Raw genomic sequence first — 24,343 nt, forward strand, 5'->3', positions numbered from 1 at the left:
GTGTCATTCTTCGCTTAAAAGACGAGCAACTATACTTGCTCGCCCATAGCAACACAACCCGAAAAATCAAAAACGGTCTTTCTTCTCGCGTAGAGTTGCAAATACTTGCCACTCATGTTGTGGAGATGTTTCATACCCTATAAGTCTCTGTAAATCAGGTTCTTGCGTTCTTAAAAAAACATTAATTTGTCGCTCTAATTCCAGCTTTGTCGGCACGGAAACGCCGTTTTTCGCGCGTAACTCCTTAATTTCACGGTAATAGCTCTCTATCTTCGCATCCTGCGGTAAAACGGCATGCGCAAAGGTTAAATTCGATAAAGTATACTCATGCGCGCAACATATCAGTGTATCGGCGGGTAGCTCGTTAAGCTTCTGAAATGATTCAAACATTTGTTCCGGCGTGCCTTCGAATAAACGACCGCAACCGCCTGAGAACATCGTGTCGCCGCAGAAAAGGTAAGGATGACTGAAATATGAGATGTGTCCTAAAGTGTGACCGGGTGTGTAGATCACGCTGAATTTGGTATCCAGCACGGTAATGCTATCCCCTTCACTGACGATCGATGTCGCCCCTTTATCGGCGGTTTCATTCGGCCCATAGACCGTCATTCCCGGATATTTCTCCAGCAATTCTTTCACGCCGCCAACATGATCGTGATGATGATGAGTAAGCAAGATCGCCACGGGCTGCCACTGGTTTTTTGCCAGAACGGAGAGCACCGGCGCCGCTTCGCCTGGGTCAACGATCAGGCACTGGCCCTGTTCATTATTTAATGTCCAGATGTAGTTGTCCTGAAGTGCCGGAATGCTGGTAAGATTCATCATCGCCTCTTTTATTGGCTGAAATGGAAAGAGAATGGTAAAGCATGAAGCCCGCTAAAACACGCCAAATTCGTCAGGTGCCAGACTCGTGGGCAGAGATCCCATGGGGAGAGTTTTATCGTGATGCCCTCAACAAGCATCTCCAGCCTTGCCTCGCCAAACTCTACGGTTTTCATCTGTTAAAAGTGGGCCATCTTAGCGCCGAAATCGACACCGAAAGCTGCGCCATCTCTCATCAGGTTAACGTGGGATTAAGCGGCGAAGGGCTGCAGGTCAAGGCGGATCCGATGAGCCTGCCGTTTGAATCGAAATCCGTTGATGCCTGTCTGCTGGCACATTGTCTGGCCTGGAGCAGCGATCCGCACCGCATTCTGCGGGAAGTGGATCGGGTACTGATCGACGATGGCTGGATCATTATCAGCGGCTTTAACCCGTTTAGCGTGCTGGGGATCGGCAAACTGATACCGGGCATCCACAAGCGCGTGCCGTGGAACAGTCGGATGTTTACGCAGATGAGGTTAATGGATTGGCTGAGCCTGCTGAATTACGAAGTGGTTCAGCGCACGCGGTTCCAGGTCGTGCCGTGGAACCGGCAGGGCGGCAAGGTCATCAGCACGCATTTTCCGGCGCTGGGCTGCCTGAGCATCATTGTCGCGCGTAAGCGCACCTTCCCGCTGATCATGAATCCGGCCAAACGGGCCGCGGCGAAAAGAAGGATCACCTCGGCGGTTGGCGCAACCAGCCAGTTTCGCTCGCGGCAGGGGCATCAGGATTCTGACGTGTAGCCCACATCTTGCTGGGTCGGGTTGCCTGCGGCCGCGCGGGCTAACTCGTCACACTGTTCGTTTTCGACGTGTCCCGCATGACCTTTGACCCATTCCCATTTGATCTCATGGTGGCTCAGGGCGCTGTCCAGCCGCTTCCACAGATCGACATTCTTGACCGGTTTCTTATCGGTGGTTTTCCAGCCGCGTTTTTTCCAGTTATGGATCCAGCTGGTGATGCCCTGGCGAACATACTGGCTGTCGGTGCTGAGCACCACTTCACACTTCTGCGTTAAGGCTTCCAGCGCGACAATAGCAGCCATCAACTCCATGCGATTATTGGTGGTTAAAAAATAGCCTTCGCTGAAGGTTTTTTCGTGCTTACCATAGCGTAAGATAGCGCCATAACCGCCCGGTCCGGGGTTGCCAAGGCAAGAACCGTCGGTGAAAATTTCTACCTGCTTAGTCATCTCTGGTAGACTCCCTGCTGAAAAACGCCAAGTCTGACATAAACGGGTCCTATGAGCACAGTAAATACAACGCGTCAGATCGTACTCGATACTGAAACCACCGGTATGAACATGATTGGGGTGCACTATGAAGGGCATCGCATCATTGAAATCGGTGCCGTTGAGGTCATAAACCGCCGTCTGACCGGCAATAACTACCATGTTTATCTGAAGCCCGATCGGCTGGTGGATCCGGAAGCTTTTGGCGTTCACGGTATTGCTGATGAATTCCTCGCCGACAAACCCACCTTTGCCGACATCGCCGACGGGTTCCTCGAATACATCGATGGCGCTGAGCTGGTGATCCATAACGCGTCGTTTGATATCGGCTTTATGGACTACGAGTTTGCCAAGCTTGGGCGCAATATTCCGAAGACCGAAACCTTCTGCCGCATTACCGACAGCCTGGCGATGGCGCGCAAAATGTTTCCCGGCAAGCGTAACAGCCTTGATGCGCTCTGCTCACGCTACGAAATAGATAACACCAAGCGAACCCTGCACGGCGCACTGCTGGACTCCGAAATTCTGGCGGAAGTGTTCCTGGCGATGACCGGTGGCCAGACGCTGCTGAAGTTCTCGATGGAAGGCGATCAGCAGCAGCAAAGCAACGGCGACACCATTCATCGCATTACGCGTCCGGCCTCGGGGCTGGTGGTGTTATCGGCGAGTGAGGCGGAAAATATGGCCCACGAAGAGCGGCTGGATCTGGTGATGAAGAAGGGCGGAAGCTGCCTCTGGCGCGCATAAGTGCTGAAAATCACGGATTAAATCAGCGAAAAGGCGAAAAAACAGGCAGTCGGTTGAAAACCCCGATAAAAAGCGTTGACGGGGGGAAGGGCTGGCCGTAATATTCGCCCCGTTCCCGACGGGGAACATCGGTGGAGCGGTAGTTCAGTTGGTTAGAATACCTGCCTGTCACGCAGGGGGTCGCGGGTTCGAGCCCCGTCCGTTCCGCCAAGTATTCAGAAAGCCTGATTCAGCAATGAATCAGGCTTTTGTCGTTTCTGGAGACGGTAAAACGCCGTCCCCTCCTTTATTAACGTTTCTCTACCGCCACCTTACGACCATAACCCTGGCTGCTGACCACCCGATCCTCACGCGCAATCCAACGATAGAACCCGCCAGCCAACGCCACGCCAATAAACCAGCTAAAGTTTGCCACGTCATGCAGCGAAGGAATAAAGCTGATCACCAGCCCAATCAACACCGACGGGACGAGGGCGACGATGGCTTTCGGGTTGAATCCACCGCGATACCAGTACTGACCCTGAGGCGTATCATCGAACAGATCCTTCACTGAAATCTGGCTGCGTTTAATCAGATAGAAGTCGCACAGCAGGATACCGAACAGCGGCCCAATAAAGGCACCCAGCACGTCCAGCGTGTAGTGGATCAGCTCAGGCGACTGGAACAGGTTCCACGGCGTTAACAGCACCGAACCGACCGCCGCAATCATGCCACCGGTGCGGAAGCTGATTTTCTGCGGCGAGCAGTTGGAGAAGTCGAACGCCGGGGAAACAAAGTTCGCGACGATATTGATGCCGATCGTGGCGGTGATCATCGTCAGCAGACCAATGGCGACCGCCAGATCGTTACCGACGCGGCTCACCGTTTCAATCGGATCGGTGATCATATGGCCGAACAGCGACTGAGTACCGGAAACAATCACCACCGTCACCACGGAAAACAGCAGGAAGTTGAACGGTAAGCCCCAGCGGTTGCCGCGACGGATTTCATTCATGCTCTTACCGTAGCGCGAGAAGTCACCGAAGTTCAGCAGTGGGCCAGAGAAGTAGGACACCACCAGCGCGGTCGCGGTAATCATTTCCCAGACCTGCTGGCCACCGGTGAGCTGCTTGCTGGCCAGCGTTAGCGAAATACCGTCAAAGCCCGTCTTGTACACAATCCAACCGGCCAGCGCCACCATCACCACATACACTGCCGGACCGGCGATATCGATAAAGCGCTTAATGGCGCTCATCCCGTGCCAGAACACCATGGCCTGCGCCAGCCACATAATGCCGAAGCAAATCCAGCCCAGCTGAGACAGACCCAGCCAGGACGCGTGCGTCATGGCGGCCAGCGACGGCCAGAATTTCAGCGACACCAGCATGAGCGCATTGGCGGCGAGATAGGTCTGGATGCCGTACCAGGCAAACGCAATCAGCCCGCGGATCACCGCCGGGATATTGGCACCAAACACACCAAAGGCCTGACGACAAATCACCGCATAGGGTACGCCGGCCATCTGGCTCGGTTTGGCGACCAGGTTGGCACAAATCTGCACGATGCAGATGCCGACCAGCAGGCAAAGCAGCACCTGCCAGCTTGCCAGCCCGAGCGTAAAGAAGCTCGCGGCGACCACATAGCCACCCATACTGTGTACATCCGACATCCAGAAAGAAAAGATGTTGTACCAGCTCCAGTTCTGGTCGCGAGTCGGCGCCAGGTCTTTGTTACACAGCCGTGGGCTGTAGTTTGCGTGGGCTTCAACCGCCGACGCCTGGCTGACATTCTGACTATTTGGCATGAAACCTGCTCCTGTATAGGTCACTAAACGCAAATCGGTTTAGGAAGACATTGCAGGAATCAGGCCAGAATCGTTTTTTTGTATACAAAACTTGAGATTCATGTGTACGATTCTTTACGGAACTGATGTTTACCGGAGTGGGTAATGAAGAGTGAAAACGGCCTGAAAACGGCCTCTGACCTGAACGACAAGGACGAGCCGATCTATCAGGCGTTGATGTCGGCCATTGTGGAGCACCAGCTGCCACCGGGCAGTAAGCTGCCGGAAGAAGCGCTGGCGGAGGTGTTTGGCATCAGCCGCACCGGGATCCGCAAAGTGCTTCAGCGCCTCGCCGCGGTGCAAATGATCGTCCTGACGCCCAAACGTGGTGCACAGGTAGCGACACCCTCAGTGGAAGAGGCTCAGGATATTTTCCGCACCCGTGCCTTACTTGAATGTGCCAATCTGCCGGCGATCCTCGCACGTTGCCAGTCGACGCACCTGGTGGCGCTGGAGAAACTTAATCGCCAGGAACAACAGGCGCACGAGGCGCACGATGGCCCGGCCGCTATCCGCCTTTCCGCCGCTTTTCATATTCAGCTGCAGGCTATCTCCGGCAATCAGGTGCTGACCGAAATGGTGACGCGATTAACGCAGCGATCGTCGCTGGTGATTGCGGCGTATGGCGCGCCGTGGCAGCAGGGCTGCCGCTGTGACGATCACGATCGGCTGATTGAACTGTTGCGACAAAAAGCGCTGCAACCGCTAACTGACGCAATGCAGCAACATTTCGCGCATATCGTAGACAGTCTGCACTTTGAACGCAGCGGCGAGCAGCTGCCTGACTTTGGCCGCCTGTTTGCCGGCTTTGGAGCGAAAGCATGAGCGTGAAGCAGATCGTTCAGGTGATTAACCCGAACACCAGCCAGGCGATGACCGCGACAATCGGAGCCGTAGCACGCGCCGTGGCCGCGCCGGGAACCGAGATCCTCGCGGTGTGCCCGTCGCAGGGCGTGCCGTCTATCGAAGGGCATTTTGACGAGGCTATCGCCGCCATCGGCGTGCTGGAACAGATCAAGGCGGGACGGGAATTGGGCGTCAGTGGGCACGTGATTGCCTGCTTTGGCGATCCGGGGCTGCTAGCCGCCCGCGAACTGGCTCAGGGACCGGTGATTGGTATTGCCGAAGCGGCGATGCATATGGCGACGATGGTGGCGACCCGCTTTTCTATCGTCACCACCTTGCCGCGCACCTTAATCATTGCACGGCATTTGCTACAGCAGTATGGCTTTGAACAGCATTGCGCCGCGTTGCATGCCATCGATTTGCCGGTGCTGGCACTGGAAGATGGCACCGGTCTGGCGCAGGAGAAAGTGCGCGAAGGCTGTATACAGGCGAAGAAGCGAGACGGCAGCGGCGCAATTGTGCTCGGCTGTGGTGGCATGGCCACGCTGGCGCGTGAGTTAACGCTGGAACTGGGTATCCCGGTCATTGATGGCGTGGGAGCCGCAGTAAAAATGGTGGAGTCGCTGGTGGCGCTGGGGTTGTCGACCAGTAAACACGGTGACCTGGACTATCCTGTAAGAAAAACCCTGTCGGGTCAGTTTGCCTCTCTTAAACTGGATTAAGTCGTCCCGACACAAGGACTTTGACCATGAATGATGCCGTAGAGAAAAAAGAGTACAGCTTTAACAAAAACTACCCACGCGATCTGCGTGGCTATGCGGGCAATCCACCCCATGCAGCCTGGCCGGGCAACGCGCGGATCGCCGTGCAGTTTGTGCTGAACTATGAAGAGGGTGCAGAGAACAACGTGCTGCATGGCGATGCGGGTTCCGAACAGTTCCTGTCTGATATTATCGGCGCGGCAAGCTATCCCGAGCGTCATATGTCGATGGACTCGCTGTATGAATACGGTTCCCGTGCCGGTTTCTGGCGCATCCATAATGAGTTCCAGAAGCGCGGGCTGCCGCTAACGGTGTTCGGCGTGGCGATGGCGCTGGCGCGTCATCCCGAGATTGTTGATGCTATTAAAGCTGCCGATTACGACGTGGTCAGCCACGGCTGGCGCTGGATCCACTACCAGTCGATGGATCCGAAAGCGGAACGTCAGCATATGCAGCAGGCGGTGGATACCTTAAAAGATCTGTTTGGCAAAGCGCCGACGGGCTGGTACACCGGACGCGACAGCCCGAACACCCGCAGGTTGGTGGTTGAACAGGGCGGATTCACTTACGACAGCGACTATTATGGCGACGACCTGCCGTTCTGGACGCAGGTCACCTGTCAGGATGGCACGGTGAAGCCACATCTGATCATCCCGTACACGCTTGAAACCAACGATATGCGCTTCGCCACGCCGCAGGGCTTCAACACCGCAGAGCAGTTTTATACCTATCTGAAAGACAGCTTTGATGTGCTGTATGAAGAGGGCGAAACCGCACCGAAGATGCTGTCGATTGGCATGCACTGCCGCCTGTTGGGCCGTCCGGGTCGCTTCAAGGCCTTGTTGCGCTTCCTGGATCATATTCAGCAGCACGAGAACGTGTGGATTTGTACGCGTCAGCAAATCGCCGAGCATTGGGTTAAAACCCATCCCGCGCCGGCGGAGTGAGTCTGCAAGCGGGTGGCCTGAGAAATCGGGCCACCGGGATCGGCTATCCGGGCCAGATGGTTACATCCGGCCCGGATAATCCTGCTTTACACCATCAAACTGACCTGCGCGGCCACGATGCGCCAGCCGCACGGCAGCTTGACCCAGGTCTGTTGCTGACGGCCAATTTTATCCGTTCCTTCGCGGGTGAATTCGGTGCTACACACCGCATAATCTTCGCCAAAGGTGGTGATCACCGTATTGCGCAGATCGCGGTTCAAGCCGGCTGACGGCCGTGACGCGCGATATTCTCTGATCTCCTCAATGCCATACAGATTCTCACCGGCACCCAAACGCACGGTGCGATCGTCATGCCAGAACAGCTCATCCAGCACCACCGTATCATTGCTAATCAGAGCTTCTTCATAGCGGTAAAACGCGGTGGTGACTTCAGCCAGAATCGCCGGGCGATCGATATATTCACTCTTCATTAGTTTGCGCTCACGTTGACGGGGGCTGCTTGCGCAATGCCCATTTTTTCCAGTGCCCATGCGGCACGCAGACAGGCCTCTTCTTTGAACGGTGCCGCAATCAGCTGCAGGCCGATCGGTAAACCACCCTGCGTTTGCAGCGGCACGGTGGTGACCGGCAAGCCGAGGAACGAGATCGGCTGCGTCAGCATACCCATGCTGGCGCGGATCGGCAGATCGGTGCCATTGATGTGCATAGTTTCCTGGCCGATAAGCGTTGCGGTACTCGGCGTCGCGGGCGCGATCAGCACGTCGAACTGCTCAAACAGCGGCAGGATCTGCTGCTTAAAGTGATGACGGAACCGCTGTGCCTGCACATACCAGGCTGACGGGATCATCGCACCCGCCAGTAAACGCTCGCGCGACAGCGGTTCAAAGCGTTCAGGCTGGGTACGCAGCGCCGGGAGATAGTGGTTGCCGCCCTCAGAGGCGGTAATGATAAACGCGGCAGTGCGCGCCAGCTCCGCTTCCGGGAACAGCACTTCATCCTGCGCGTTCAATGCGTTAGCCGCAATTGCGACCGCTGCGCGGGCGTCTTCACTGCACCAGGTCTGGAAATAGCCGCCCAGCACGCCGCAGCGCAGGCCTGCAAGGCCATGCTCAAGCAGGCGATGGGCGGGATGAATGGCTTTCTCCGCCTGGAAGCTGTCCTGCACATCGCGTCCCTGCAGCACGTCGTAGACGACCGCCAGGTCTTCCACCGAACGGGCAAACGGACCGATGTGATCCAGACTGGCGACAAACGGATGGCTGCCGCTGCGGGACAGGCGACCGAAGGTCGGTTTCAGGCCAAAAATGCCACACAGCGAAGCCGGTACGCGGATCGAACCGTTGGTGTCGGTGCCCAGCGAAAAGTTAACCAGACCTGCCGCAACGGCGGCAGCGGAACCGCCGGACGATCCGCCCGCGATCCGCTGCAGATCGCGGGGGTTTTTGGTCGCGCCATAATGGGTGTTCTCGGTGGTGAAACCGTAGGCATAGGCGTCCATATTCAGCATGCCGGAGAGCAGGGCGCCCGATTCGCTCAGTTTATTCACCGCAAAGCCATCCTGTTTTGCCGGCTGACGATCGCTGAACAGGCTGGCACCGGCGAGGGTGGCGTGCCCGGCAACATCAAACAGATTTTTCACCGCATACGGCACCGCGGCCAGCGGCGGCAGCGCACGGCCTTCTTTACGCAGACGATCGACCCGATCGGCTTCGTTCAGCATGCGATCCTGCGTCACTTCCGTCCAGGCATTTATCGCCGGGTTGGCGGCTTCAATATGACTCAGCGTCTGCTGCGCGATTTCGCGGGCGCTGAGCTCGCCTTTCGCCAGCGCGCCCTGAATGTCGGTAATGGATAATGAGGCCGGATTCATGCTTTATACACTCCTGCCACTTCCAGACGGTCATCCAGCGGGAACGCCATCAACGGGGCGGCCATTCCGGCGATGCGGGTAAACTGCACTAACAGTTCGGCACGTCGCTGCTCGTCCAGCGGCACGCCCAGAACCTGTTCCATTTGTGCCACGTAGGCTGCCCAGTCGGGCGAAGTTTGCTTCATGATCCTCTCCTGTTAAAAACCGGCAGCGCTGCCGTTGCTTCTTGGGTCACATGCCCCTTCCAACATGCCGTTGGTATGACGGACGATGGCGCCGGCGTGACCAACGGCCTCGCTGTAATCGGGCAGGGCTTCAACGTCGTGACCCAATGCGCGAAGTTGTGCAAAGGTGTGTTCAGAAAAACGGCTTTCCAGCTTCAGTGAATCGGAGGCCTGGCCCCAGGTGCGGCCGAGCAGCCAGCGCGGCGCGCTGATGCACTGCTGAAGCGGCATCCCCTGAACCACGTGACGGGTGAAAATGGCGGCCTGCGTTTGCGGCTGTCCATCTCCGCCCATCGACCCATACACCATGGTGCGGCCATCATTCAGGCGCGCGGCGGCAGGATTCAGCGTATGGAACGGCTGTTTGCCGGGCACCAGCGTTAACAGATGGTCAGGATCGAGGCTGAATGCCGCGCCGCGGTTCTGCCAGGTAATGCCGGTGTCGGGCAGCACCACGCCGCTGCCAAACTCGTGATAAATGCTCTGTATAAATGACACGGCCATGCCGCTGCTGTCCATCACGCCCATCCACACGGTGTCGCCCGGACCTTTGCCCGTTCCCCAGGGCGCGGCTTTCTGCTCATCGACCTGGTTCGCCAGGGTGGCCAGCACGTCGGAATCCAGCAGCGCCTGCATCTCTTCGCGCATATGCAGCGGGTCGGTGATGTAGCGATCGCGCAGGCTGAAGGCGAGTTTGGTCGCTTCGACAATGCGGTGCACGGTCTGGGCTTCATCGGCTTCCGCCATATTCAAGCGGTCGGTAATGCCGAGGATTGCCAGAGACACCAGCCCCTGGGTTGGCGGCGTCATATTGTAGACCTCGCCATACTCATGCTGAATACGCAGCGGCACCCGGCGCTTAGCGCGGTGATTATTCAGGTCTTCCAGCGTGACCGGCATTCCCAGGCGCGACATCTCGCTGGCCAGCTTATTGGCCAGCGGACCGCGATAAAAACTCTCCAGCCCGTCTTCCGTCAGCAGGCTGAGGGTATTCGCCAGCTCCGGCTGGGTGAAGCGGCTGCCCGCTTTCGGCACTTCGCCATCCGGCAGGTAGGTGTGAGCGAAGCCAGGCTGCTTCGCCAGCTCATGGTATTTGCTTTCGGTGGCGGCAGACTGTGACTGGGTGACGGGAATGCCATCGGCAGCATAACGGATGGCATCGGCCAGTAACCGCGCAACCGGGGTGGGCGTGCCGCCAAACTCGGCTGAAATCGTTAACGCTTCAGCCCAACCGCTGACGGTGCCGGCCACGGTCAGCGCCGCTTTAGGGCCACGATGCGGAATCGACGCGAGGCCCTCGTAGAAGGCGCGATCGGCGAGTGAACCGGCAGCGCCGCTGGCGTCGATGGCAATCGGGTCACCCTTTGGCGGTACGATCAACCAGAAGCCGTCTCCGCCCAATCCATTCATGTGCGGGTAGACCACGGCAATAGTCGCGGCGGCGGCCACCATCGCTTCAATGGCATTGCCGCCTTCGCGTAAGACGGCCAGCGCGCTTTCACTTGCCAGATGGTGCGGTGCCACGGCCATGCCCAGCGGGGCGATATTACTCTGAATCATTCCAGTCTCTTTTTTTAGGGTTACAGGGGAACAAGGAAGCAAGAGATGTTCCAGTTTTTCAGGATCAGGGCGCTTAAGCGTGGAAAACTGCCGGCCGGCGCGGAAGAGAGAGACAAATTTCTCGTCTGACGGCAGAATGACTTCCCCGGATGGGCACGTTATTTGTATATGTTAGGTTCTCTGAAACAAAAGTTACAAGGTCAATACCATGAAGCAGCTCGATGAACGTCTCAGAAGTCACTATCCGCAGCTCTCGCCGCAGGAGCAACGGGTAGGGGATTTTGTTTTCGATCACTTTGATGATTTGATCAGCTACAACAGCGCCGAGCTGGCCCGCCTGAGCGGCGTATCCAAGGCGACGGTCAGCCGCCTGTTCAAGCGCTTAGGCTATGAAAAATATAAGGATATGCGCGATGAACTGCGCACGCTGCGTCAAAGCGGGATGCCGTTAACCGACAACCGTGACGCCGTGCAGGGCAACACGCTGCTGGCCCGCCACTACAAGCAGGAGATGGCCAACCTCACCCAGTGGGTTAACGAGGTGGATACCGCTCAGTTTGGTGAAGTGGTTCAGCATCTGGCCAACAGCAAGCGCGTATTTGTCGTCGGGCTGCGTAACGCCTATCCGGTGGCGCTGCACTTCCGCCAGCAGTTACTGCAGGCGCGGGGCGGCATTCAGGTGCTGCCGCAGCCAGGCCAGACGCTGTCTGAAGAGCTGGTGGAAGTGACGCAGGAGGATATGGTGGTGGTGCTGGCCTTCCGTCGCCGTCCCCGTATTATCAAGCCGTTACTGCAACAGCTGCAGCATGATGGCATCCCCACGCTGGTGATCTGTGAACCGCAGGCGCAGGCCATTATTGCGCTGGCCCGCTGGCAGCTTTGTGCTCCGCTGGACAGCGTCTCCGCCTTTGACAGCTACGCCTCGGCCAACAGCTTAATCAACCTGCTGGCCAATGCCGTGCTGCATGAACTTTTAACCGAAGGACGCCAGCGCATTCATCAAATCGCCGACCTTTACAGTCATCTGGACGAGCTGGAACAGCGCTAATGGGGCACCATTTTGGTGCTTTGCCTGTTTATAGGGCGCTGGCCGATCGCTAAACCCTTTCATCATACCCGCCCGATTCACGCGGGCTTCTGGCGCAATAGCAAACGATTGCCTGGTAAATTACTGCCACTAAAACCTTAACTTCCGGTTTCAACGCGGTTTTTATCGCCCGATTTTCCCCGCGATCCCGCACGCGGCTCGCCGCCGCAAAAAATTCTCCGCCTTTTATTCTCGCTGGCACATTAGTTGCAAATAAATTCTTCAAGAATCTTTCGTTTCATGTTTTATTACTCGGGGAACACCTAATGAAGAAAGCATTACTGGCAATGGTTGGCGCGGCACTGATGTTGACGCAGGTGACGCAGGCAATGGCCGATCAGCTGCAGGACATTGAAAAACGTGGCGTTCTGCGCGTGGCCGTTCCTCAGGACTTCCCGCCATTTGGCTCAGTCGGCACCGATTTGCAGCCGCAGGGCTACGACATTGATATGGCGAAATACCTGGCGAAGCAGATGAAACTTAAGTTGCAGCTGGTGCCGGTGACCAGCGCCAACCGCGTGCCTTATCTGCAGACCGACAAGGTGGATCTGGTGATCTCCAGCATGGGTAAAAACCCGGAGCGTGAGAAAGTTATCGCCTTCAGCCGGGCCTATGCACCGTTCTTCCTCGGGGTGTTTGGACCGAAAGACGCGCAGCTGAAAGATGCCGCGGCGTTGAGCGGCAAAACCATTGGCGTGACGCGCGGTGCGGTGGAAGACATGGTGCTGACCGATGTGGCACCGAAAGACACCCAGCTGAAGCGTTATGAAGATAACAACACCACGCTGTCTGCCTACCTGTCGGGTCAGGTGCAGTACGTGGCGACCGGCAACCTGGTGGTGGCGGCGATTGCCCGCCAGAATGCCGACAAAGCGCCGGTGGCGAAATTTATGCTGAAAGATTCACCGTGCTTTATCGGCATGCGTAAAGATGAGCCGGCACTGAAAACCAAAGTCGACGCGCTGATTGAGCAGGCGATCAAAGACAAAACGCTGAACGGTCTGTCTGAAGAGTGGTTGAAAGCGCCACTGCCTGCAGATCTGGGCGCGTAAGGGCAGGCAATGATTGGGCAACTGAACTTTCCCGCTCTTTGGCCCTACTGGCCGGAACTGCTTTCCGGCCTGTGGGTCACCATCCAGCTGACCGTACTGGCCACCGTGGGTGGCGTCTCGCTGGGGATCCTCGGCGCCGCGCTGCGTAGCGGCAAGCCTTCGCTGGTGAGTCGCCTGTGGGGCGGCTATGTCGAGCTGATCCGCAACACGCCGTTTGTGGTTCAGCTGTTCTTTATCGTCTTCGGCCTGCCAAATTTGGGGCTGAAGCTGACCGCTGGCGAGGCGGCGCTGCTGGCGATGCTGATTAACCTCGGCGCATACAGCACCGAGATTATCCGCGCCGGCATCCAGGTAACGCCGAAAGGGCAGTGGGAAGCCGGCCGCGTGTTGGGCTTAACCCGACTGCAAACCTTTATGCGGGTGGTGCTGCCGCCGTCGCTGAAGCGCATTTACCCGGCGCTGGTCAGCCAGTGCATTATCGTGATGCTCGGCTCGTCGGTGGTGTCGCAGGTCTCTTATGAAGAGCTGACCTTTGCCGCCAACCTGATCCAGTCGCGCACGTTTTTAAGTTTTGAAGTCTATCTGGTGACCACGCTGATCTATCTGGCGTTGTCGATTGTGATGCGTCAGCTGTTGCTGGCCGCAGGCCGTAAATGGTTAGGGAGCGCCCAGGGATGAATACCTTTACCGATTGGGACATTCTGCGCAATTTGCTGCTGGCTGCCCGCTGGACGATTTTACTGTCGCTGACCGCGTTCTTTGGCGGCACGGTGGTCGCGCTGCCGCTGGTGATGGTGCGATTAACCCGCCGCCGCTGGCCGAACCGCCTGATCCGCGGCTACATCGAACTGTTTCAGGGCACGCCGCTGCTGATGCAGCTGTTCCTGGCGTTCTTTGGCGTGGCGTTATTTGGCATTGATGTGTCTCCGTGGACGGCGGCCTCGCTGGCGTTAACCTTTTACACCAGCGCGTTTCTGGTGGATATCTGGCACGGCAGCATTCTGGCGCTGCCAAAAGGGCAATGGGAAGCCTCACGCTGTCTGGGCCTGAACTTCGGTCAGACCTTATTTCGCGTGGTATTACCGCAGGCGTTGCGGATTGGCATTGCGCCCACCGTCGGCTTTGCCGTTCAGGTGATCAAAGGCACCGCGCTGGCCTCGATTATCGGTTTTATCGAGCTGACCAAAGCCGGCACCATCCTGAATAACGTCACCTATCAACCGTTCAAAGTTTTCGGGCTGGTAGCGCTGGGCTACTTCCTGATGTGTTATCCGCTGTCCCGTTACAGCCAGTACCTGGAGAAGAAATTCAATGCCGCTCATCACCATTAATCAGGTGCAGAAATATTATGGCGAGAACCACGTGCTGAAAGGCGTGGATCTCGATATCGATATGGGGCAAGTGATCTCCATTATCGGCCGCAGCGGCTCGGGAAAAAGTACCTTGCTGCGCTGTATGAACGGACTGGAAGGCTATCAGGAAGGCAGCATCAAGCTGGGTGGCATGACCATCACCAACCGCGATTCACAGGCGCGTGAAATCAGCAGTTCAATCGGCATGGTGTTCCAGAACTTCAACCTGTTCCCGCATATGACCGCGCTGGAAAACGTGATGCTGGCCCCGCGCCGCGTATTGAAAAAGAGCGAAGCGGAATGCCGCGCGCTGGCCGCCCAGATGCTGGAAAAAGTCGGCCTGGGCGACCGTATGGATTACTTCCCGGCCAACCTGTCCGGCGGACAGCAGCAGCGCGTGGCGATTGCCCGTGCGCTGGCCATGACGCCAAAAGTGCTGCTGTGTGATGAAATTACCTCGGCGCTGGATCCGGAGCTGGTGGGCGAAGTGCTGAAGGTGCTGGAGCAGTTAGCCAAAGAAGGCATGACCTTAATCCTGGTGACCCACGAAATGAACTTTGCCCGTGAAGTGGGCGACCGCGTGGTGTTTATGCATCAGGGGCGGGTCTGGGAGCAGGGCGACAGCAAAAGCCTGTTCGCCAATCCGCAGACGCAGGAACTTAAACAATTTATCTCCTCGGTGCGTGGCTTAAGTTAACCGCGCCGGTTCAGACCAAAAAGGAAAGAGCAGATGGATATCACCAAATACCCACAGATTAACCCGCCACAACGCCTGTTGATGGGGCCGGGACCAATCAATGCCGATCCGCGCGTGCTGCGCGCGATGTCCAGCCAGCTGCTGGGACAGTACGATCCGGCGATGACCCATTACATGAATGAAGTGATGGAACTGTATCGCGGCGTGTTTCGTACCGAAAACAAATGGACCCTGCTGATCGACGGCACCTCACGGGCCGGGATCGAAGCGATCCTGCTGTCGGCAATCCGCCCTGGCGATAAGGTGCTGGTGCCGGTGTTTGGCCGCTTTGGCCATCTGCTGTGTGAGATCGCCCGTCGCTGCCGGGCAGAAGTGCACACCATTGAAGTGCCATGGGGTGAAGTCTTCACGCCGGATCAGATCGAAGACGCGATCAAAAAAGTGAAACCGCGCCTGCTGCTGACCGTGCAGGGCGATACCTCGACCACCATGCTGCAACCGCTGGAAGAGCTGGGCGCGATCTGTAAAAAATACGGCGTGCTGTTCTACACCGATGCCACGGCGTCGTTTGCCGGTAACGCGCTGGAAACCGATGCCTGGGGACTGGATGCGGTCTCTGCGGGCATGCAGAAGTGTCTTGGCGGCCCTTCGGGCACCTCGCCAGTGACCTTAAGCGCGGAGATGGAAGCGGCGATCCGCAAGCGCAAATGCGTTGAGGAAGGCATTCGTACCGCGGCCCATCAGGACGGCGATGACGAGATGATCTACTCAAACTATTTCGATCTTGGGATGATCATGGATTACTGGGGACCGGAGCGGTTAAACCACCACACCGAAGCCACCAGCGCGCTGTTCGGTGCGCGTGAGTGCGCGCGTCTGATCCTGCAGGAAGGCCTCGATAACGGCATCGCCCGCCACAAGCTGCATGGCGATGCGATGCTGAAAGGCATTCAGGGGATGGGCCTCGCCACCTTCGGCAACCTGAAACACAAAATGAACAACGTGCTGGGCGTGGTGATCCCGGAAGGTATCAACGGCGACCAGGCGCGTAAGCTGATGCTGGAAGACTTCGGCATCGAGATCGGCACCTCGTTTGGTCCGCTGCACGGCAAAGTCTGGCGCATTGGCACCATGGGCTACAACGCGCGTAAAGACTGCGTGATGCAAACCCTCAGCGCGCTGGAGTCGGTACTGACGCATCTGGGCTACAAAACCCCGCAGGGCGCGGCGATGCAGTCCGCCTGGGATCATTACGCCAACGGGAGCAACTGATGAGCGACGGCCTGATGAATGCCGCCAGTGCGGCGCAGGCGGCCGCCCGGGTGATGGCGCGTTGCGATCGGCTGGCGGAGATCAGCGAAACGCCCGGCATGCTGACGCGCGTTTACCTGTCACCCGAGCATATGCAGGCCAATGCGCTGGTGGGCGAGTGGATGCGCGAAGCCGGGATGCGCGTCTGGCAGGATAGCGTCGGCAATATCTGCGGACGCTACGAAGGGCTGGAAACCGGCGCGCAGGCGCTGCTGCTGGGATCGCACCTCGATACCGTACGCAATGCGGGCCGCTATGACGGCATGCTGGGCGTCCTGACCGCCATCGAAACCGTGCAGGCGCTGCATCAACAGCAGCAACGTCTGCCGCTGGCGATTGAAATCGTCGGCTTTGGCGATGAAGAAGGCACCCGTTTCGGCATCACCCTGCTCGGCAGCCGTGGCATTACCGGCACCTGGCCGGAAAGCTGGGTCACCCATCCGGATGGCAACAGCATTACCGTCGCCCAGGCGATGGCCGATATCGGGCTGGACGGTGAACAAATCCAGCAGGCGGCCCGCGATGTCAGCGAGATTGTCGCCTATCTGGAACTGCATATTGAACAGGGACCCTGTCTGGAGCAGGAAGACCTGGCGCTGGGCGTGGTCACGGCGATCAACGGTGCCCGGCGTCTGAACTGCCAGTTTGTCGGCGAAGCCGGTCATGCCGGCACGGTGCCGATGTCGCACCGCAAAGACGCGCTGGCGGCGGCGGCCGAATGGATGGTGTTTATCGAGCAGACCACGCCGAAACACAGCCCTCAGCTGGTGGCGACGGTGGGCACGCTTCAGTGTTCACCTGGCGCGGTAAACGTGATTCCGGGCGACGTTGCCCTGACGCTGGATGTGCGTGGGCCGGAAGATCTGCCGCTGGCGGAACTGCTGTCCGATCTGCTGACCCAGGCTGAAGCCATTGCGCTGCGCCGTGGGCTGACCTTCAGCGCCGAAGAGTATTATCATATCCCGGCGACGCGCTGTGATGATGGCCTGCAGGCGGCGTTAAGCCGCGCCGTTTCGGGCGTGCAGGGCCGTAGCATCTCATTACCGAGCGGCGCAGGGCACGACGCCATCGCCATTGCCGAGCGCTGGCCGGTGGGCATGCTGTTCGTCCGTAACGATCGCGGCATCAGCCATCATCCCGCCGAAGCGGTGATGGAAAAGGATGTGGCGCAGGCGATTCAGGCGTATACCCGGGTGGTGTTTGACGTGGCGTCGGGAGGCGTGAAATGAGCCTTGAACAGTTTAATCAGGCCCCGGCGGCGGACGCGAAGCAGCAGATTGCGCACTGCGTTGCGATTGCCGACTGGTCTGAGGCACTGGTGGCCGCCAGACCATTTGCGTCACTGGCATCGCTGCTGACCACCGCTAATGCACTGGCCGGAGAGTGGGACGCGCAGGCGCTCAACCAGGCGCTGTCCGCCCATCCCCGCATTGGTGAAAAAGCGCAGGGAACAGGCAAAGAAGCCACGCTTTCCCGTGGCGAGCAGTCGAGCGTTAACGCAGACGATCTGGCGCTTAAACAGGCCCTTCAGGCGGGCAATGCCGCCTACGAAGAACAATTTGGCCGGGTCTTTTTGATCCGTGCGAAAGGCCGCAGCGGCGAAGAGATGCTCTCAGAGCTGGTCCGGCGGCTGGCGAACGATCCGCAGCAGGAGCAGCAGGAAGCCCTGCAGCAACTGCGTGAAATTACGCTGCTGCGTTTGAAGGAGACTTTTGCATGAACACCATTACCACGCATGTGCTGGACACCGCCGTAGGCAAACCGGCCACCGGCGTGTCGATTTCACTGGAGCAGCACGGCAGCAACGGCTGGCAGCCGGTCAGCAAAGGCAGTACCGATGCTGACGGCCGTATCAAGGATTTAACCCCGCAAGGTCTGGGCGCGGGCCAGTATCGGCTGGTGGCCGACCTCGCCAGCTTCTTTGCCGCCAGCGGGCGCGAAACGCTGTATGCCAGCGCGCAAATTGACTTCGTATTGCCCGAACAGGGCGGGCATTACCATCTGCCTTTCCTGATTTCACCCTGGTCGTGGTCCACTTACCGCGGTAGCTGAGTTAGCACGCGTTACCCGCGTACCGCTTACAGGCTAAAGGCGTCGGCATCGCGCCATGCGGGGAATCTCTCGCGGTATTCGCGCAGGTTCTCCAGCGACAGCTCGGCATTCAGAATGGCTGGCTGATGGGCTTCGCCGGCCGACAGGATTTCACCCTGTGGGCTGATAATCCGGCTGTCGCCGCTGTACTGATGGTTATTGCCATCGGTGCCGACGCGATTGCATCCGGCGATATACGCCTGGTTTTCAATTGCGCGCGCCAGCAGCAACGCCTGCCAGTGCGCGGCACGCGGAGCAGGCCAGTTGGCGACGTACAGCGCTAGGTCATAATCGTTGCTGTTGCGGGAAAACACCGGGAAACGCAGGTCGTAGCAAACCTGCGGCAGAATACGCCAGCCGCGCCATTCAATGATTTCACGGCGATCGCCGGCCAGATAGTGATGATGTTCATCGGCCATGCGGAACAGGTGGCGTTTATCGTAATGGTGAACCTTGCCTTCCGGCTCAACCAGCAGGAAGCGATTCACCGCGCCCTTTTCAGTCTGAATCGCCGCGCTGCCGCCGACCATGGCCTTGGTGGCTTTCGCCTTCGCCTGCAGCCATTCGATCACCCGCGCCTGCGGCAGCGAGCTTTTGGCCGCTTCCATCGCGAAGCCGGTGGTGAACATTTCCGGCAGGATAATCAGATCCTTGCCCTGCAGATCCGCTAACAGGGTGTCGAAAAAGGCGAGGTTCGCTTCGCCATCCATCCACACCAGCGGTTGCTGTAATACCGTCAGGTTTAAAGTTGACACAGGCGCTCCGCAGCAGCAATCAGCGTGGCTTCCTGTTTGGCGAAGCACAGGCGGATCAGTTTATGGGGGAAGGCATCCGCACAGAACACCGACAGCGGAATGGCGGCGACGCCCACTTCCTTCGTCAGCCACTGACAGAATTCGACGTCGTTGAGGTCTGAGACCGCACTGTAATCGGCCAGCAGGAAATAGGTGCCTTCACACGGCAGCACTTCCAGGCGGCTTTTGGCCAGCGCCTGCACGAACACATCGCGGCGGGCACGATAGAAATCCGGCAGCTCGCGGTAATGCTCAGGCTCTGCGGTCAGCATATCGGCGATCGCCAGCTGCGCCGGGGTGTTCACCGAGAACGTCAGGTACTGATGCACCTTACGTACTTCCGCCGTCAGCGCCGCCGGGGCCACGCAGTAACCCACTTTCCAGCCGGTCATATGGAAGGTCTTACCGAATGACGACACGGCAATCGCCCGCTCGCGCAGCTCGGCATGCGCCAGCACGCTGGCATGACCGTTCGGATCGAAGCAGATGTGCTCATACACTTCGTCACTCAGCACATAGATTTCCTGCGCTTTTACCGCCTGCCACAGCGACTCAAAATCGCTTTTCTGCCAGACGGTGGCGGAAGGGTTGTGCGGCGTATTCAGGATCACCAGTCGGGTGCGTGGTGACAGCAGGGCAGAGAACGCCTGCCAGTCGACGCGGAATGCCGGCGGCTGCAGCGCAATGCGTTTCATCACGCCACCGGCCAGCGTCACCGCCGGGGCATAGCTATCATAGCTTGGGTCGAAACAGATCACTTCATCACCCGGACGCACCAGCGCGGTGATCGCCGCATACAGCGCTTCGGTTGCGCCAGAGGTCACCGTCACTTCACTGTTGCTGTCAGGCTGGTAGCCATACAGCTCGGCGGTTTTGGCCGCAATGGCATCACGCAGCGGCTGGACGCCGGTCATCGGCGCATACTGATTCGCACCCTGGCTGACATGGTGTGCCAGGCGGGCTTTCAGATAGTCCGGGCCGTCGAAATCAGGGAAACCCTGCGACAGATTGATGGCGTTATGCTGCTGCGCCAGGGCGCTCATTTGCGTGAAGATGGTGGTGCCCAGAGCAGGCAGTTTGCTCTCGGGAACGCGTGGTGTCTGGCTCATGAATGTTAACCCTTGAATAACGGTTTTTATGATGTGTTAACCCTGTGTTGCTGCCACTATAGCGTCGATGCTACTATTTGGCAATCGAGACGCTTAGACGTCTAAATGCCACTAAAAGGCCGGAAAATAACCGGCTCTATAAGGAAAGGTATGAGCATAACCCCGCAGTTGGATCAGTTGGTGGCAGCCTGCCACTGGATCGGTGCAAAAGGGTGGGCACCGGCAACCGGCGGCAATATGTCGGTGCGTCAGGACCGTGAATACTGCCTGCTGAGTGAATCGGGCAAAGATAAAGGCGCGTTGACGCGTGACGACTTTATCCAGGTGGATATCGCCAGCAATCAGGTGCCATCAGGGCGTAAACCGTCGGCGGAAACCGGGCTTCATACCTTAATCTATCGCCTGTTTCCTGAGGCCGGCGCCGTGCTGCATACCCATACCGTCAACGCCACGGTACTTTCCCGGGTTGAGAAGGGCACCGCATTAGTGTTGCAGGGCTATGAAATGCAGAAAACCCTCGCCGGGCAGACCTCGCACCTTGATGCCGTGCCGATTGCGCTGTTCGATAACGATCAGGATATTGATGCTCTGGCGGTGCGGATTGCGCAGTTTGCCGAACAGACGCCGCTGCGTTACGGCTTTTTACTGCGTGGCCACGGGCTGACCTGCTGGGGAAAGGATGTCAATGAAGCACGTCGCCATCTTGAAGGTCTGGAATTCCTGTTCCAGTGTGAATTACAACGTCGTGTGCTGGAGGCCAAATGATCCGCGCGATTATCACCGATATTGAAGGAACGACCAGCGATATTCGCTTTGTTCATAACGTCTTGTTCCCCTATGCCCGCGAGAATCTGCCGGCATTTATCACCGCGTTCCAGCACCGCGAAGACGTGGCGCAAGCCTTAACCGATCTGCGTGCCGAACTGGCTCAGCCGCAGGCCACGGTCGATGAACTGATCGCCGCGCTGTTTGGCTTTATGGATGAAGACCGGAAGTCCACGGCGTTGAAGGCCCTCCAGGGCATGGTCTGGCACGATGGCTACGTCAGCGGCAGCTTCACTGGCCACCTGTACCCGGACGTATTGCCCGCCCTGGAAAAATGGAAGCAGCAAGACGTTGATCTCTATATTTATTCCTCAGGCTCGGTTGCCGCGCAGAAATTATTATTTGGCTACAGCGATGAGGGTGATATCACTAGCTTATTCAGCGGCTATTTTGATACCCATGTTGGCGCCAAGCGTGACGTGCAGTCTTACCGCAATATCGCGGCAGAGATTGGCCTGCCAGCGCATGAGCTGCTGTTTTTGTCCGATATACACCAGGAGCTGGATGCCGCACAGGACGCGGGCTGGAACACCGTGCAGTTACTACGCGGCGAAGCGGATGCCGAAAGCCGCCATCGTCAGGTAAACCGTTTTGATCAGATCAACCTGGAGCTGTTTTCCTCATGAGTGCACTGACTATTTTTACTGACAGCGAAGCGACCACCCCCGTGTGGCACAGCACCGATGCTGAAGAGATCCGCCAGCGGCTGAACGCTAAAGACGTGCGTTTCGAGCGCTGGGAAGCCGACCGCGATCTGGGCGAAAACCCGGCAGCGGAAACGGTGATTAACGCCTATCAACACGCCATCGACAAGCTGGTGGCTGAAAAGGGCTATCAGAGCTGGGACGTGATCAGCATGCGTGCCGACAATCCACAGAAAGAGGTTCTGCGCGGCAAGTTTCTGTCCGAGCATACGCATGGCGAAGATGAAGTGCGTTTCTTTGTTGAAGGCGCGGGCTTGTTCTGTCTGCATCTGGATGGGCACATTTATCAGATCCTTTGCGAGAAGAACGATCTGATTTCCGTGCCCGCCGGCACGCCGCACTGGTTTGATATGGGGTCATCCCCGCATTTCACCGCCATCCGTATTTTCGATAATCAGGAAGGGTGGATCGCCAATTTCACCGGCGACACCATCGCGGATGCCTATCCGCGTCTGCCTTAACTCACGGTAGGTAAAGAAAAGGGGCGAAAGCGGTTTTCGCCTCCTGAGCCCCGTTCAGGGGCTTACTATTTATCAGCCTGTTCAGCGAAGGCAGAAAGCCCATTGCGATCCAGCGTGTTGAGTGTCCGCAGAGCTGCGCCATTTGGTTTTTTCTCGCCACGCTCCCACTTAGATACACTCTCAACAGACATATTCACAATCTCTGCCAGAAAAGCCTGGCTCAGGCCAAGACGATCCCGCATTTCTTTAATGTCCGCGCCGGTCATCGCCTGTACTTTCCACATCTTCCCGCGCAATTCCTGGGCCCTGGCACGGGCATCGGCACGCTTTACCGCGTCATCTGAAAACGCGCCCACTTTATTGAGGCTGTGAGCCAATTCCTGCAGATCCTTCAGATGGTTTACCATCACATTTTACCTCACGGAATATTTTACTTTTTACAGCGTCTTCGAGATTTTTATCAGTCATGGCCAGCATCTCTGTTGCAGCATCACGATAGCCTTGTAATTCCGCATCAGATATCTCTTTCTGGCCACCTTTTGGAAGGCCCTTTTTTGTCCATCCGTTCACAAAAAAAAGGTGCTTACCTGATTTATAAGCGACAACTGTTCGCGCTCCGCCGCTTTTTCCTGCGGCCAAAGGGAGGCGTTTTTTAAACACGTTACCCCCAAGATCGGCGTCGTAAAGACCGGATATGATTTCCTGTGCTGCTATGCAAAGCCTGGCATCATCGATGCCTTCCTTTTTGAGATTCCTTTCAAAAATCTTCGTCACATAAACGGTCATTCTAAGCTTCCATGTTCATTCGACAGAGTGTCCGTGAACTGCTAATTGCCGTACCCAGTACTATAGTACTGAGTACGGCCGATCTCAATGCCTTCCCTTCGGGGTCAGGCATGTTCGGATGCGACATTCACTCATCCGGGGACTTCGCCCAGGTCGTTTCTTAATTCGGGCCGCCAACCTAGCCGGGAGTTAAACGTGCCGGGTGAATAAGATTTAGCTCAGGAGCAGAAAAAAACCGCTGTGATAATTTAAGGGTCGTTGTTTATTTTTTGTGGGCATTTGCCTGCCATGAAAACGTCATCTTTATTTCACAGAGGGAGAATGTCTTGAGCTTATTCCATGTACTGCTGCTGGCCGTCGTGCAGGGGCTGGCAGAACTGCTGCCGGTCTCCAGCTCGGCTCACGTGATCATGACCGAGAAGTTATTGGGGCTGGATCCTTCCGCCCCGGATATGACGTTGCTCCTGGTGATGCTTCACGCCGGAACCATGTTTGCGGTGATTGTTTATTTCTGGAAGAGTTGGGTAGAAACCTATTTCAGCTCAGTTCGGGCATTTAAAAAGAATATGCTGCTGATATTTTTAGCCAGCCTGTGTACCGGCATTGTCGGGCTGCTGTTATTAAAAGTGATTACCGCGCTGTATGCCAAAAATGCGCCGCACTTTGAAATCGAACAGCTGTTCAGTAATACCAAACTGATTGCGGGAGGACTGGCGGCGGCGGGGCTGTTGATCCTCTATTCGTCCAGACAGAAAGAGAATAAAGACGGCGAGCTGAGCCCAAAGAGTGCGATGATCGTCGGCATTGTTCAGGGACTCTGCCTGCCGTTTCGCGGTTTTTCGCGTTCCGGTGCGACGATTTCGGCCGGGATGGCGTCTGGCGTGTCCCGCAAACGGGCGGAAGAGTTCAGCTTTGCGCTGGCGGTAGCGTTAACGCCGCCGGTGATTATTAAGGAAGTGGTCAGGGTCTATCAGCACGGTGGGCAGGCCGCTGCTGCCGGTGGTCATGGGGCGATGAGCGGGATCCTGGTGCCGTCGCTGGTGGGGATGGTGTTCAGCTTCCTGTCCGGTTTGCTGGCGCTGCGTTGGCTTTCACGCTGGCTTGAACACGGCAGATGGCACCTGTTTGGCGGCTACTGCCTGTTGGCCGCCGTGGTGGTGGGGGTGTTTGGCTAATCGCCACGCACAGAAATCCCCTTTGCC

At 57.4% G+C, this 24,343-nt stretch carries 29 protein-coding genes and 1 tRNA gene; 19 read left to right on the forward strand and 11 right to left on the reverse strand.

The features are described 5' to 3' along the window. Positions 1-66 precede the first annotated feature (66 nt). Entirely contained in the window at positions 67-822 is a 756-nt protein-coding gene (gene gloB, locus EBC_RS05910) for a hydroxyacylglutathione hydrolase (RefSeq protein WP_013200881.1), read from the reverse strand. A gap of 44 nt (positions 823-866) precedes the next feature. On the opposite strand from gloB, the gene EBC_RS05915 reads away from it, so the two are divergent. After that, the gene (locus EBC_RS05915) at positions 867-1,607 is read left to right on the forward strand and encodes a class I SAM-dependent methyltransferase (RefSeq protein ID WP_013200882.1); all 741 of its coding nucleotides are present in this window, start codon (positions 867-869) and stop codon (positions 1,605-1,607) included. Here the strand turns inward: EBC_RS05915 and rnhA are convergent. Beyond that, positions 1,589-2,056, reverse strand: a complete 468-nt coding sequence (gene rnhA, locus EBC_RS05920; protein WP_041691914.1) for a ribonuclease HI — start codon at positions 2,054-2,056, stop codon at positions 1,589-1,591. The genes EBC_RS05915 and rnhA overlap by 19 nt on opposite strands. 51 nt (positions 2,057-2,107) lie before the next feature. Between rnhA and dnaQ the strand changes: the two genes are divergently transcribed. Continuing rightward, positions 2,108-2,842: a DNA polymerase III subunit epsilon gene (gene dnaQ, locus EBC_RS05925; protein WP_013200883.1), complete on the forward strand. Its 735-nt coding sequence runs from the start codon at positions 2,108-2,110 to the stop codon at positions 2,840-2,842. Between the two features lie 133 nt (positions 2,843-2,975). Then, positions 2,976-3,052, forward strand: a tRNA-Asp gene (locus EBC_RS05930). A 79-nt stretch (positions 3,053-3,131) separates the two neighbouring features. Here EBC_RS05930 and EBC_RS05935 read toward each other — a convergent pair. Continuing rightward, complete coding sequence (locus EBC_RS05935) at positions 3,132-4,625, reverse strand: NCS1 family nucleobase:cation symporter-1 (protein ID WP_013200884.1); 1,494 nt, start codon at positions 4,623-4,625, stop codon at positions 3,132-3,134. A 144-nt stretch (positions 4,626-4,769) separates the two neighbouring features. Here EBC_RS05935 and EBC_RS05940 point away from each other — a divergent pair, with 144 nt between their 5' ends. From EBC_RS05940 to puuE, 3 genes are read left to right on the forward strand one after another with little or no spacing between them, the layout of a single operon-like run. After that, a complete protein-coding gene (locus tag EBC_RS05940) occupies positions 4,770-5,489 on the forward strand; it encodes a GntR family transcriptional regulator (protein ID WP_013200885.1) in 720 nt (239 codons plus the stop codon). After that, positions 5,486-6,232, forward strand: a complete 747-nt coding sequence (hpxA, locus tag EBC_RS05945; RefSeq protein WP_013200886.1) for an allantoin racemase — start codon at positions 5,486-5,488, stop codon at positions 6,230-6,232. The genes EBC_RS05940 and hpxA overlap by 4 nt, the downstream gene beginning before the upstream one ends. Positions 6,233-6,258: 26 nt before the next feature. Beyond that, positions 6,259-7,218, forward strand: a complete 960-nt coding sequence (gene puuE, locus EBC_RS05950; RefSeq protein WP_013200887.1) for an allantoinase PuuE — start codon at positions 6,259-6,261, stop codon at positions 7,216-7,218. 86 nt (positions 7,219-7,304) lie between these two features. On the opposite strand, the gene hpxZ is transcribed toward puuE, so the two are convergent. The 4 genes from hpxZ to EBC_RS05970 are packed head-to-tail and all read right to left on the reverse strand — an operon-like array spanning position 7,305 to position 10,872. After that, positions 7,305-7,688 (reverse strand): oxalurate catabolism protein HpxZ, encoded by a 384-nt coding sequence (hpxZ, locus tag EBC_RS05955; protein ID WP_013200888.1) that lies wholly within the window; start codon positions 7,686-7,688, stop codon positions 7,305-7,307. Then, positions 7,688-9,088 (reverse strand): AtzE family amidohydrolase, encoded by a 1,401-nt coding sequence (locus EBC_RS05960; RefSeq protein WP_013200889.1) that lies wholly within the window; start codon positions 9,086-9,088, stop codon positions 7,688-7,690. Before EBC_RS05960 ends, hpxZ begins: the two co-directional genes overlap by 1 nt. Beyond that, positions 9,085-9,273 (reverse strand): oxalurate catabolism protein HpxX, encoded by a 189-nt coding sequence (gene hpxX, locus EBC_RS05965; protein WP_013200890.1) that lies wholly within the window; start codon positions 9,271-9,273, stop codon positions 9,085-9,087. The genes EBC_RS05960 and hpxX overlap by 4 nt, the downstream gene beginning before the upstream one ends. Positions 9,274-9,285: 12 nt before the next feature. Continuing rightward, positions 9,286-10,872 carry a gamma-glutamyltransferase family protein gene (locus EBC_RS05970; protein ID WP_013200891.1) on the reverse strand — a complete coding sequence of 529 codons (1,587 nt, stop codon included), beginning with the start codon at positions 10,870-10,872 and terminating at the stop codon, positions 9,286-9,288. A 208-nt stretch (positions 10,873-11,080) separates the two neighbouring features. Here EBC_RS05970 and hpxU point away from each other — a divergent pair, with 208 nt between their 5' ends. The 9 genes from hpxU to uraH all read left to right on the forward strand — a co-directional run bounded on the left by hpxU (position 11,081) and on the right by uraH (position 18,423). Next, the gene (gene hpxU / locus EBC_RS05975) at positions 11,081-11,920 is read left to right on the forward strand and encodes a MurR/RpiR family transcriptional regulator HpxU (protein ID WP_013200892.1); all 840 of its coding nucleotides are present in this window, start codon (positions 11,081-11,083) and stop codon (positions 11,918-11,920) included. A 305-nt stretch (positions 11,921-12,225) separates the two neighbouring features. After that, positions 12,226-13,011 carry a transporter substrate-binding domain-containing protein gene (locus EBC_RS05980; RefSeq protein ID WP_013200893.1) on the forward strand — a complete coding sequence of 262 codons (786 nt, stop codon included), beginning with the start codon at positions 12,226-12,228 and terminating at the stop codon, positions 13,009-13,011. A gap of 9 nt (positions 13,012-13,020) precedes the next feature. Further along, positions 13,021-13,689: an amino acid ABC transporter permease gene (locus EBC_RS05985; protein WP_013200894.1), complete on the forward strand. Its 669-nt coding sequence runs from the start codon at positions 13,021-13,023 to the stop codon at positions 13,687-13,689. After that, a complete protein-coding gene (locus tag EBC_RS05990; protein WP_013200895.1) occupies positions 13,686-14,342 on the forward strand; it encodes an amino acid ABC transporter permease in 657 nt (218 codons plus the stop codon). Before EBC_RS05985 ends, EBC_RS05990 begins: the two co-directional genes overlap by 4 nt. Beyond that, positions 14,323-15,060, forward strand: a complete 738-nt coding sequence (locus EBC_RS05995; protein ID WP_041691915.1) for an amino acid ABC transporter ATP-binding protein — start codon at positions 14,323-14,325, stop codon at positions 15,058-15,060. The genes EBC_RS05990 and EBC_RS05995 overlap by 20 nt, the downstream gene beginning before the upstream one ends. Before the next feature lie 33 nt (positions 15,061-15,093). Continuing rightward, positions 15,094-16,332 carry a pyridoxal-phosphate-dependent aminotransferase family protein gene (locus EBC_RS06000; RefSeq protein WP_013200897.1) on the forward strand — a complete coding sequence of 413 codons (1,239 nt, stop codon included), beginning with the start codon at positions 15,094-15,096 and terminating at the stop codon, positions 16,330-16,332. Beyond that, entirely contained in the window at positions 16,332-17,600 is a 1,269-nt protein-coding gene (gene hpxK / locus EBC_RS06005; RefSeq protein ID WP_013200898.1) for an allantoate amidohydrolase, read from the forward strand. The genes EBC_RS06000 and hpxK overlap by 1 nt, the downstream gene beginning before the upstream one ends. Further along, positions 17,597-18,091: a 2-oxo-4-hydroxy-4-carboxy-5-ureidoimidazoline decarboxylase gene (gene uraD / locus EBC_RS06010; RefSeq protein WP_013200899.1), complete on the forward strand. Its 495-nt coding sequence runs from the start codon at positions 17,597-17,599 to the stop codon at positions 18,089-18,091. The genes hpxK and uraD overlap by 4 nt, the downstream gene beginning before the upstream one ends. Continuing rightward, the gene (uraH, locus tag EBC_RS06015) at positions 18,088-18,423 is read left to right on the forward strand and encodes a hydroxyisourate hydrolase (protein WP_013200900.1); all 336 of its coding nucleotides are present in this window, start codon (positions 18,088-18,090) and stop codon (positions 18,421-18,423) included. Before uraD ends, uraH begins: the two co-directional genes overlap by 4 nt. Positions 18,424-18,449: 26 nt before the next feature. On the opposite strand, the gene EBC_RS06020 is transcribed toward uraH, so the two are convergent. Next, a complete protein-coding gene (locus tag EBC_RS06020; protein WP_041691916.1) occupies positions 18,450-19,217 on the reverse strand; it encodes an amidohydrolase in 768 nt (255 codons plus the stop codon). Next, positions 19,205-20,365, reverse strand: coding sequence for a pyridoxal phosphate-dependent aminotransferase (locus EBC_RS06025; protein ID WP_013200902.1), 1,161 nt, complete (start codon positions 20,363-20,365; stop codon positions 19,205-19,207). Before EBC_RS06025 ends, EBC_RS06020 begins: the two co-directional genes overlap by 13 nt. 150 nt (positions 20,366-20,515) lie before the next feature. Between EBC_RS06025 and EBC_RS06030 the strand changes: the two genes are divergently transcribed. The 3 genes from EBC_RS06030 to EBC_RS06040 are packed head-to-tail and all read left to right on the forward strand — an operon-like array spanning position 20,516 to position 22,355. After that, entirely contained in the window at positions 20,516-21,130 is a 615-nt protein-coding gene (locus EBC_RS06030; RefSeq protein ID WP_013200903.1) for a methylthioribulose 1-phosphate dehydratase, read from the forward strand. Then, the gene (gene mtnC / locus EBC_RS06035) at positions 21,127-21,816 is read left to right on the forward strand and encodes an acireductone synthase (protein ID WP_013200904.1); all 690 of its coding nucleotides are present in this window, start codon (positions 21,127-21,129) and stop codon (positions 21,814-21,816) included. The genes EBC_RS06030 and mtnC overlap by 4 nt, the downstream gene beginning before the upstream one ends. Next, entirely contained in the window at positions 21,813-22,355 is a 543-nt protein-coding gene (locus EBC_RS06040) for a 1,2-dihydroxy-3-keto-5-methylthiopentene dioxygenase (protein ID WP_013200905.1), read from the forward strand. The genes mtnC and EBC_RS06040 overlap by 4 nt, the downstream gene beginning before the upstream one ends. Before the next feature lie 65 nt (positions 22,356-22,420). Here the strand turns inward: EBC_RS06040 and EBC_RS06045 are convergent, their stop codons facing one another. Continuing rightward, complete coding sequence (locus tag EBC_RS06045; protein ID WP_231853677.1) at positions 22,421-22,732, reverse strand: helix-turn-helix domain-containing protein; 312 nt, start codon at positions 22,730-22,732, stop codon at positions 22,421-22,423. Continuing rightward, positions 22,713-23,141 carry a type II toxin-antitoxin system RelE/ParE family toxin gene (locus tag EBC_RS06050; RefSeq protein WP_049789582.1) on the reverse strand — a complete coding sequence of 143 codons (429 nt, stop codon included), beginning with the start codon at positions 23,139-23,141 and terminating at the stop codon, positions 22,713-22,715. The genes EBC_RS06045 and EBC_RS06050 overlap by 20 nt, the downstream gene beginning before the upstream one ends. A 326-nt stretch (positions 23,142-23,467) precedes the next feature. Here EBC_RS06050 and EBC_RS06055 point away from each other — a divergent pair, with 326 nt between their 5' ends. Beyond that, entirely contained in the window at positions 23,468-24,316 is an 849-nt protein-coding gene (locus EBC_RS06055) for an undecaprenyl-diphosphate phosphatase (protein ID WP_041691917.1), read from the forward strand. The last annotated feature ends 27 nt before the right edge of the window (positions 24,317-24,343 follow it).

The sequence above is a fragment of the Erwinia billingiae Eb661 genome, from assembly GCF_000196615.1.
Taxonomy (GTDB): domain Bacteria; phylum Pseudomonadota; class Gammaproteobacteria; order Enterobacterales; family Enterobacteriaceae; genus Erwinia; species Erwinia billingiae.

Excerpts from the sequence above, each read along its gene's own strand:
- gloB (WP_013200881.1), bottom strand. The coding sequence starts at position 822 with ATGAATCTTACCAGCATTCCGGCACTTCAGGACAACTACATCTGGACA.
- EBC_RS05915 (WP_013200882.1), top strand. The coding sequence starts at position 867 with ATGAAGCCCGCTAAAACACGCCAAATTCGTCAGGTGCCAGACTCGTGG.
- rnhA (WP_041691914.1), bottom strand. The coding sequence starts at position 2,056 with ATGACTAAGCAGGTAGAAATTTTCACCGACGGTTCTTGCCTTGGCAAC.
- dnaQ (WP_013200883.1), top strand. The coding sequence starts at position 2,108 with ATGAGCACAGTAAATACAACGCGTCAGATCGTACTCGATACTGAAACC.
- EBC_RS05935 (WP_013200884.1), bottom strand. The coding sequence starts at position 4,625 with ATGCCAAATAGTCAGAATGTCAGCCAGGCGTCGGCGGTTGAAGCCCAC.
- EBC_RS05940 (WP_013200885.1), top strand. The coding sequence starts at position 4,770 with ATGAAGAGTGAAAACGGCCTGAAAACGGCCTCTGACCTGAACGACAAG.
- hpxA (WP_013200886.1), top strand. The coding sequence starts at position 5,486 with ATGAGCGTGAAGCAGATCGTTCAGGTGATTAACCCGAACACCAGCCAG.
- puuE (WP_013200887.1), top strand. The coding sequence starts at position 6,259 with ATGAATGATGCCGTAGAGAAAAAAGAGTACAGCTTTAACAAAAACTAC.
- hpxZ (WP_013200888.1), bottom strand. The coding sequence starts at position 7,688 with ATGAAGAGTGAATATATCGATCGCCCGGCGATTCTGGCTGAAGTCACC.
- EBC_RS05960 (WP_013200889.1), bottom strand. The coding sequence starts at position 9,088 with ATGAATCCGGCCTCATTATCCATTACCGACATTCAGGGCGCGCTGGCG.
- hpxX (WP_013200890.1), bottom strand. The coding sequence starts at position 9,273 with ATGAAGCAAACTTCGCCCGACTGGGCAGCCTACGTGGCACAAATGGAA.
- EBC_RS05970 (WP_013200891.1), bottom strand. The coding sequence starts at position 10,872 with ATGATTCAGAGTAATATCGCCCCGCTGGGCATGGCCGTGGCACCGCAC.
- hpxU (WP_013200892.1), top strand. The coding sequence starts at position 11,081 with ATGAAGCAGCTCGATGAACGTCTCAGAAGTCACTATCCGCAGCTCTCG.
- EBC_RS05980 (WP_013200893.1), top strand. The coding sequence starts at position 12,226 with ATGAAGAAAGCATTACTGGCAATGGTTGGCGCGGCACTGATGTTGACG.
- EBC_RS05985 (WP_013200894.1), top strand. The coding sequence starts at position 13,021 with ATGATTGGGCAACTGAACTTTCCCGCTCTTTGGCCCTACTGGCCGGAA.
- EBC_RS05990 (WP_013200895.1), top strand. The coding sequence starts at position 13,686 with ATGAATACCTTTACCGATTGGGACATTCTGCGCAATTTGCTGCTGGCT.
- EBC_RS05995 (WP_041691915.1), top strand. The coding sequence starts at position 14,323 with ATGCCGCTCATCACCATTAATCAGGTGCAGAAATATTATGGCGAGAAC.
- EBC_RS06000 (WP_013200897.1), top strand. The coding sequence starts at position 15,094 with ATGGATATCACCAAATACCCACAGATTAACCCGCCACAACGCCTGTTG.
- hpxK (WP_013200898.1), top strand. The coding sequence starts at position 16,332 with ATGAGCGACGGCCTGATGAATGCCGCCAGTGCGGCGCAGGCGGCCGCC.
- uraD (WP_013200899.1), top strand. The coding sequence starts at position 17,597 with ATGAGCCTTGAACAGTTTAATCAGGCCCCGGCGGCGGACGCGAAGCAG.
- uraH (WP_013200900.1), top strand. The coding sequence starts at position 18,088 with ATGAACACCATTACCACGCATGTGCTGGACACCGCCGTAGGCAAACCG.
- EBC_RS06025 (WP_013200902.1), bottom strand. The coding sequence starts at position 20,365 with ATGAGCCAGACACCACGCGTTCCCGAGAGCAAACTGCCTGCTCTGGGC.
- EBC_RS06030 (WP_013200903.1), top strand. The coding sequence starts at position 20,516 with ATGAGCATAACCCCGCAGTTGGATCAGTTGGTGGCAGCCTGCCACTGG.
- mtnC (WP_013200904.1), top strand. The coding sequence starts at position 21,127 with ATGATCCGCGCGATTATCACCGATATTGAAGGAACGACCAGCGATATT.
- EBC_RS06040 (WP_013200905.1), top strand. The coding sequence starts at position 21,813 with ATGAGTGCACTGACTATTTTTACTGACAGCGAAGCGACCACCCCCGTG.
- EBC_RS06050 (WP_049789582.1), bottom strand. The coding sequence starts at position 23,141 with ATGACCGTTTATGTGACGAAGATTTTTGAAAGGAATCTCAAAAAGGAA.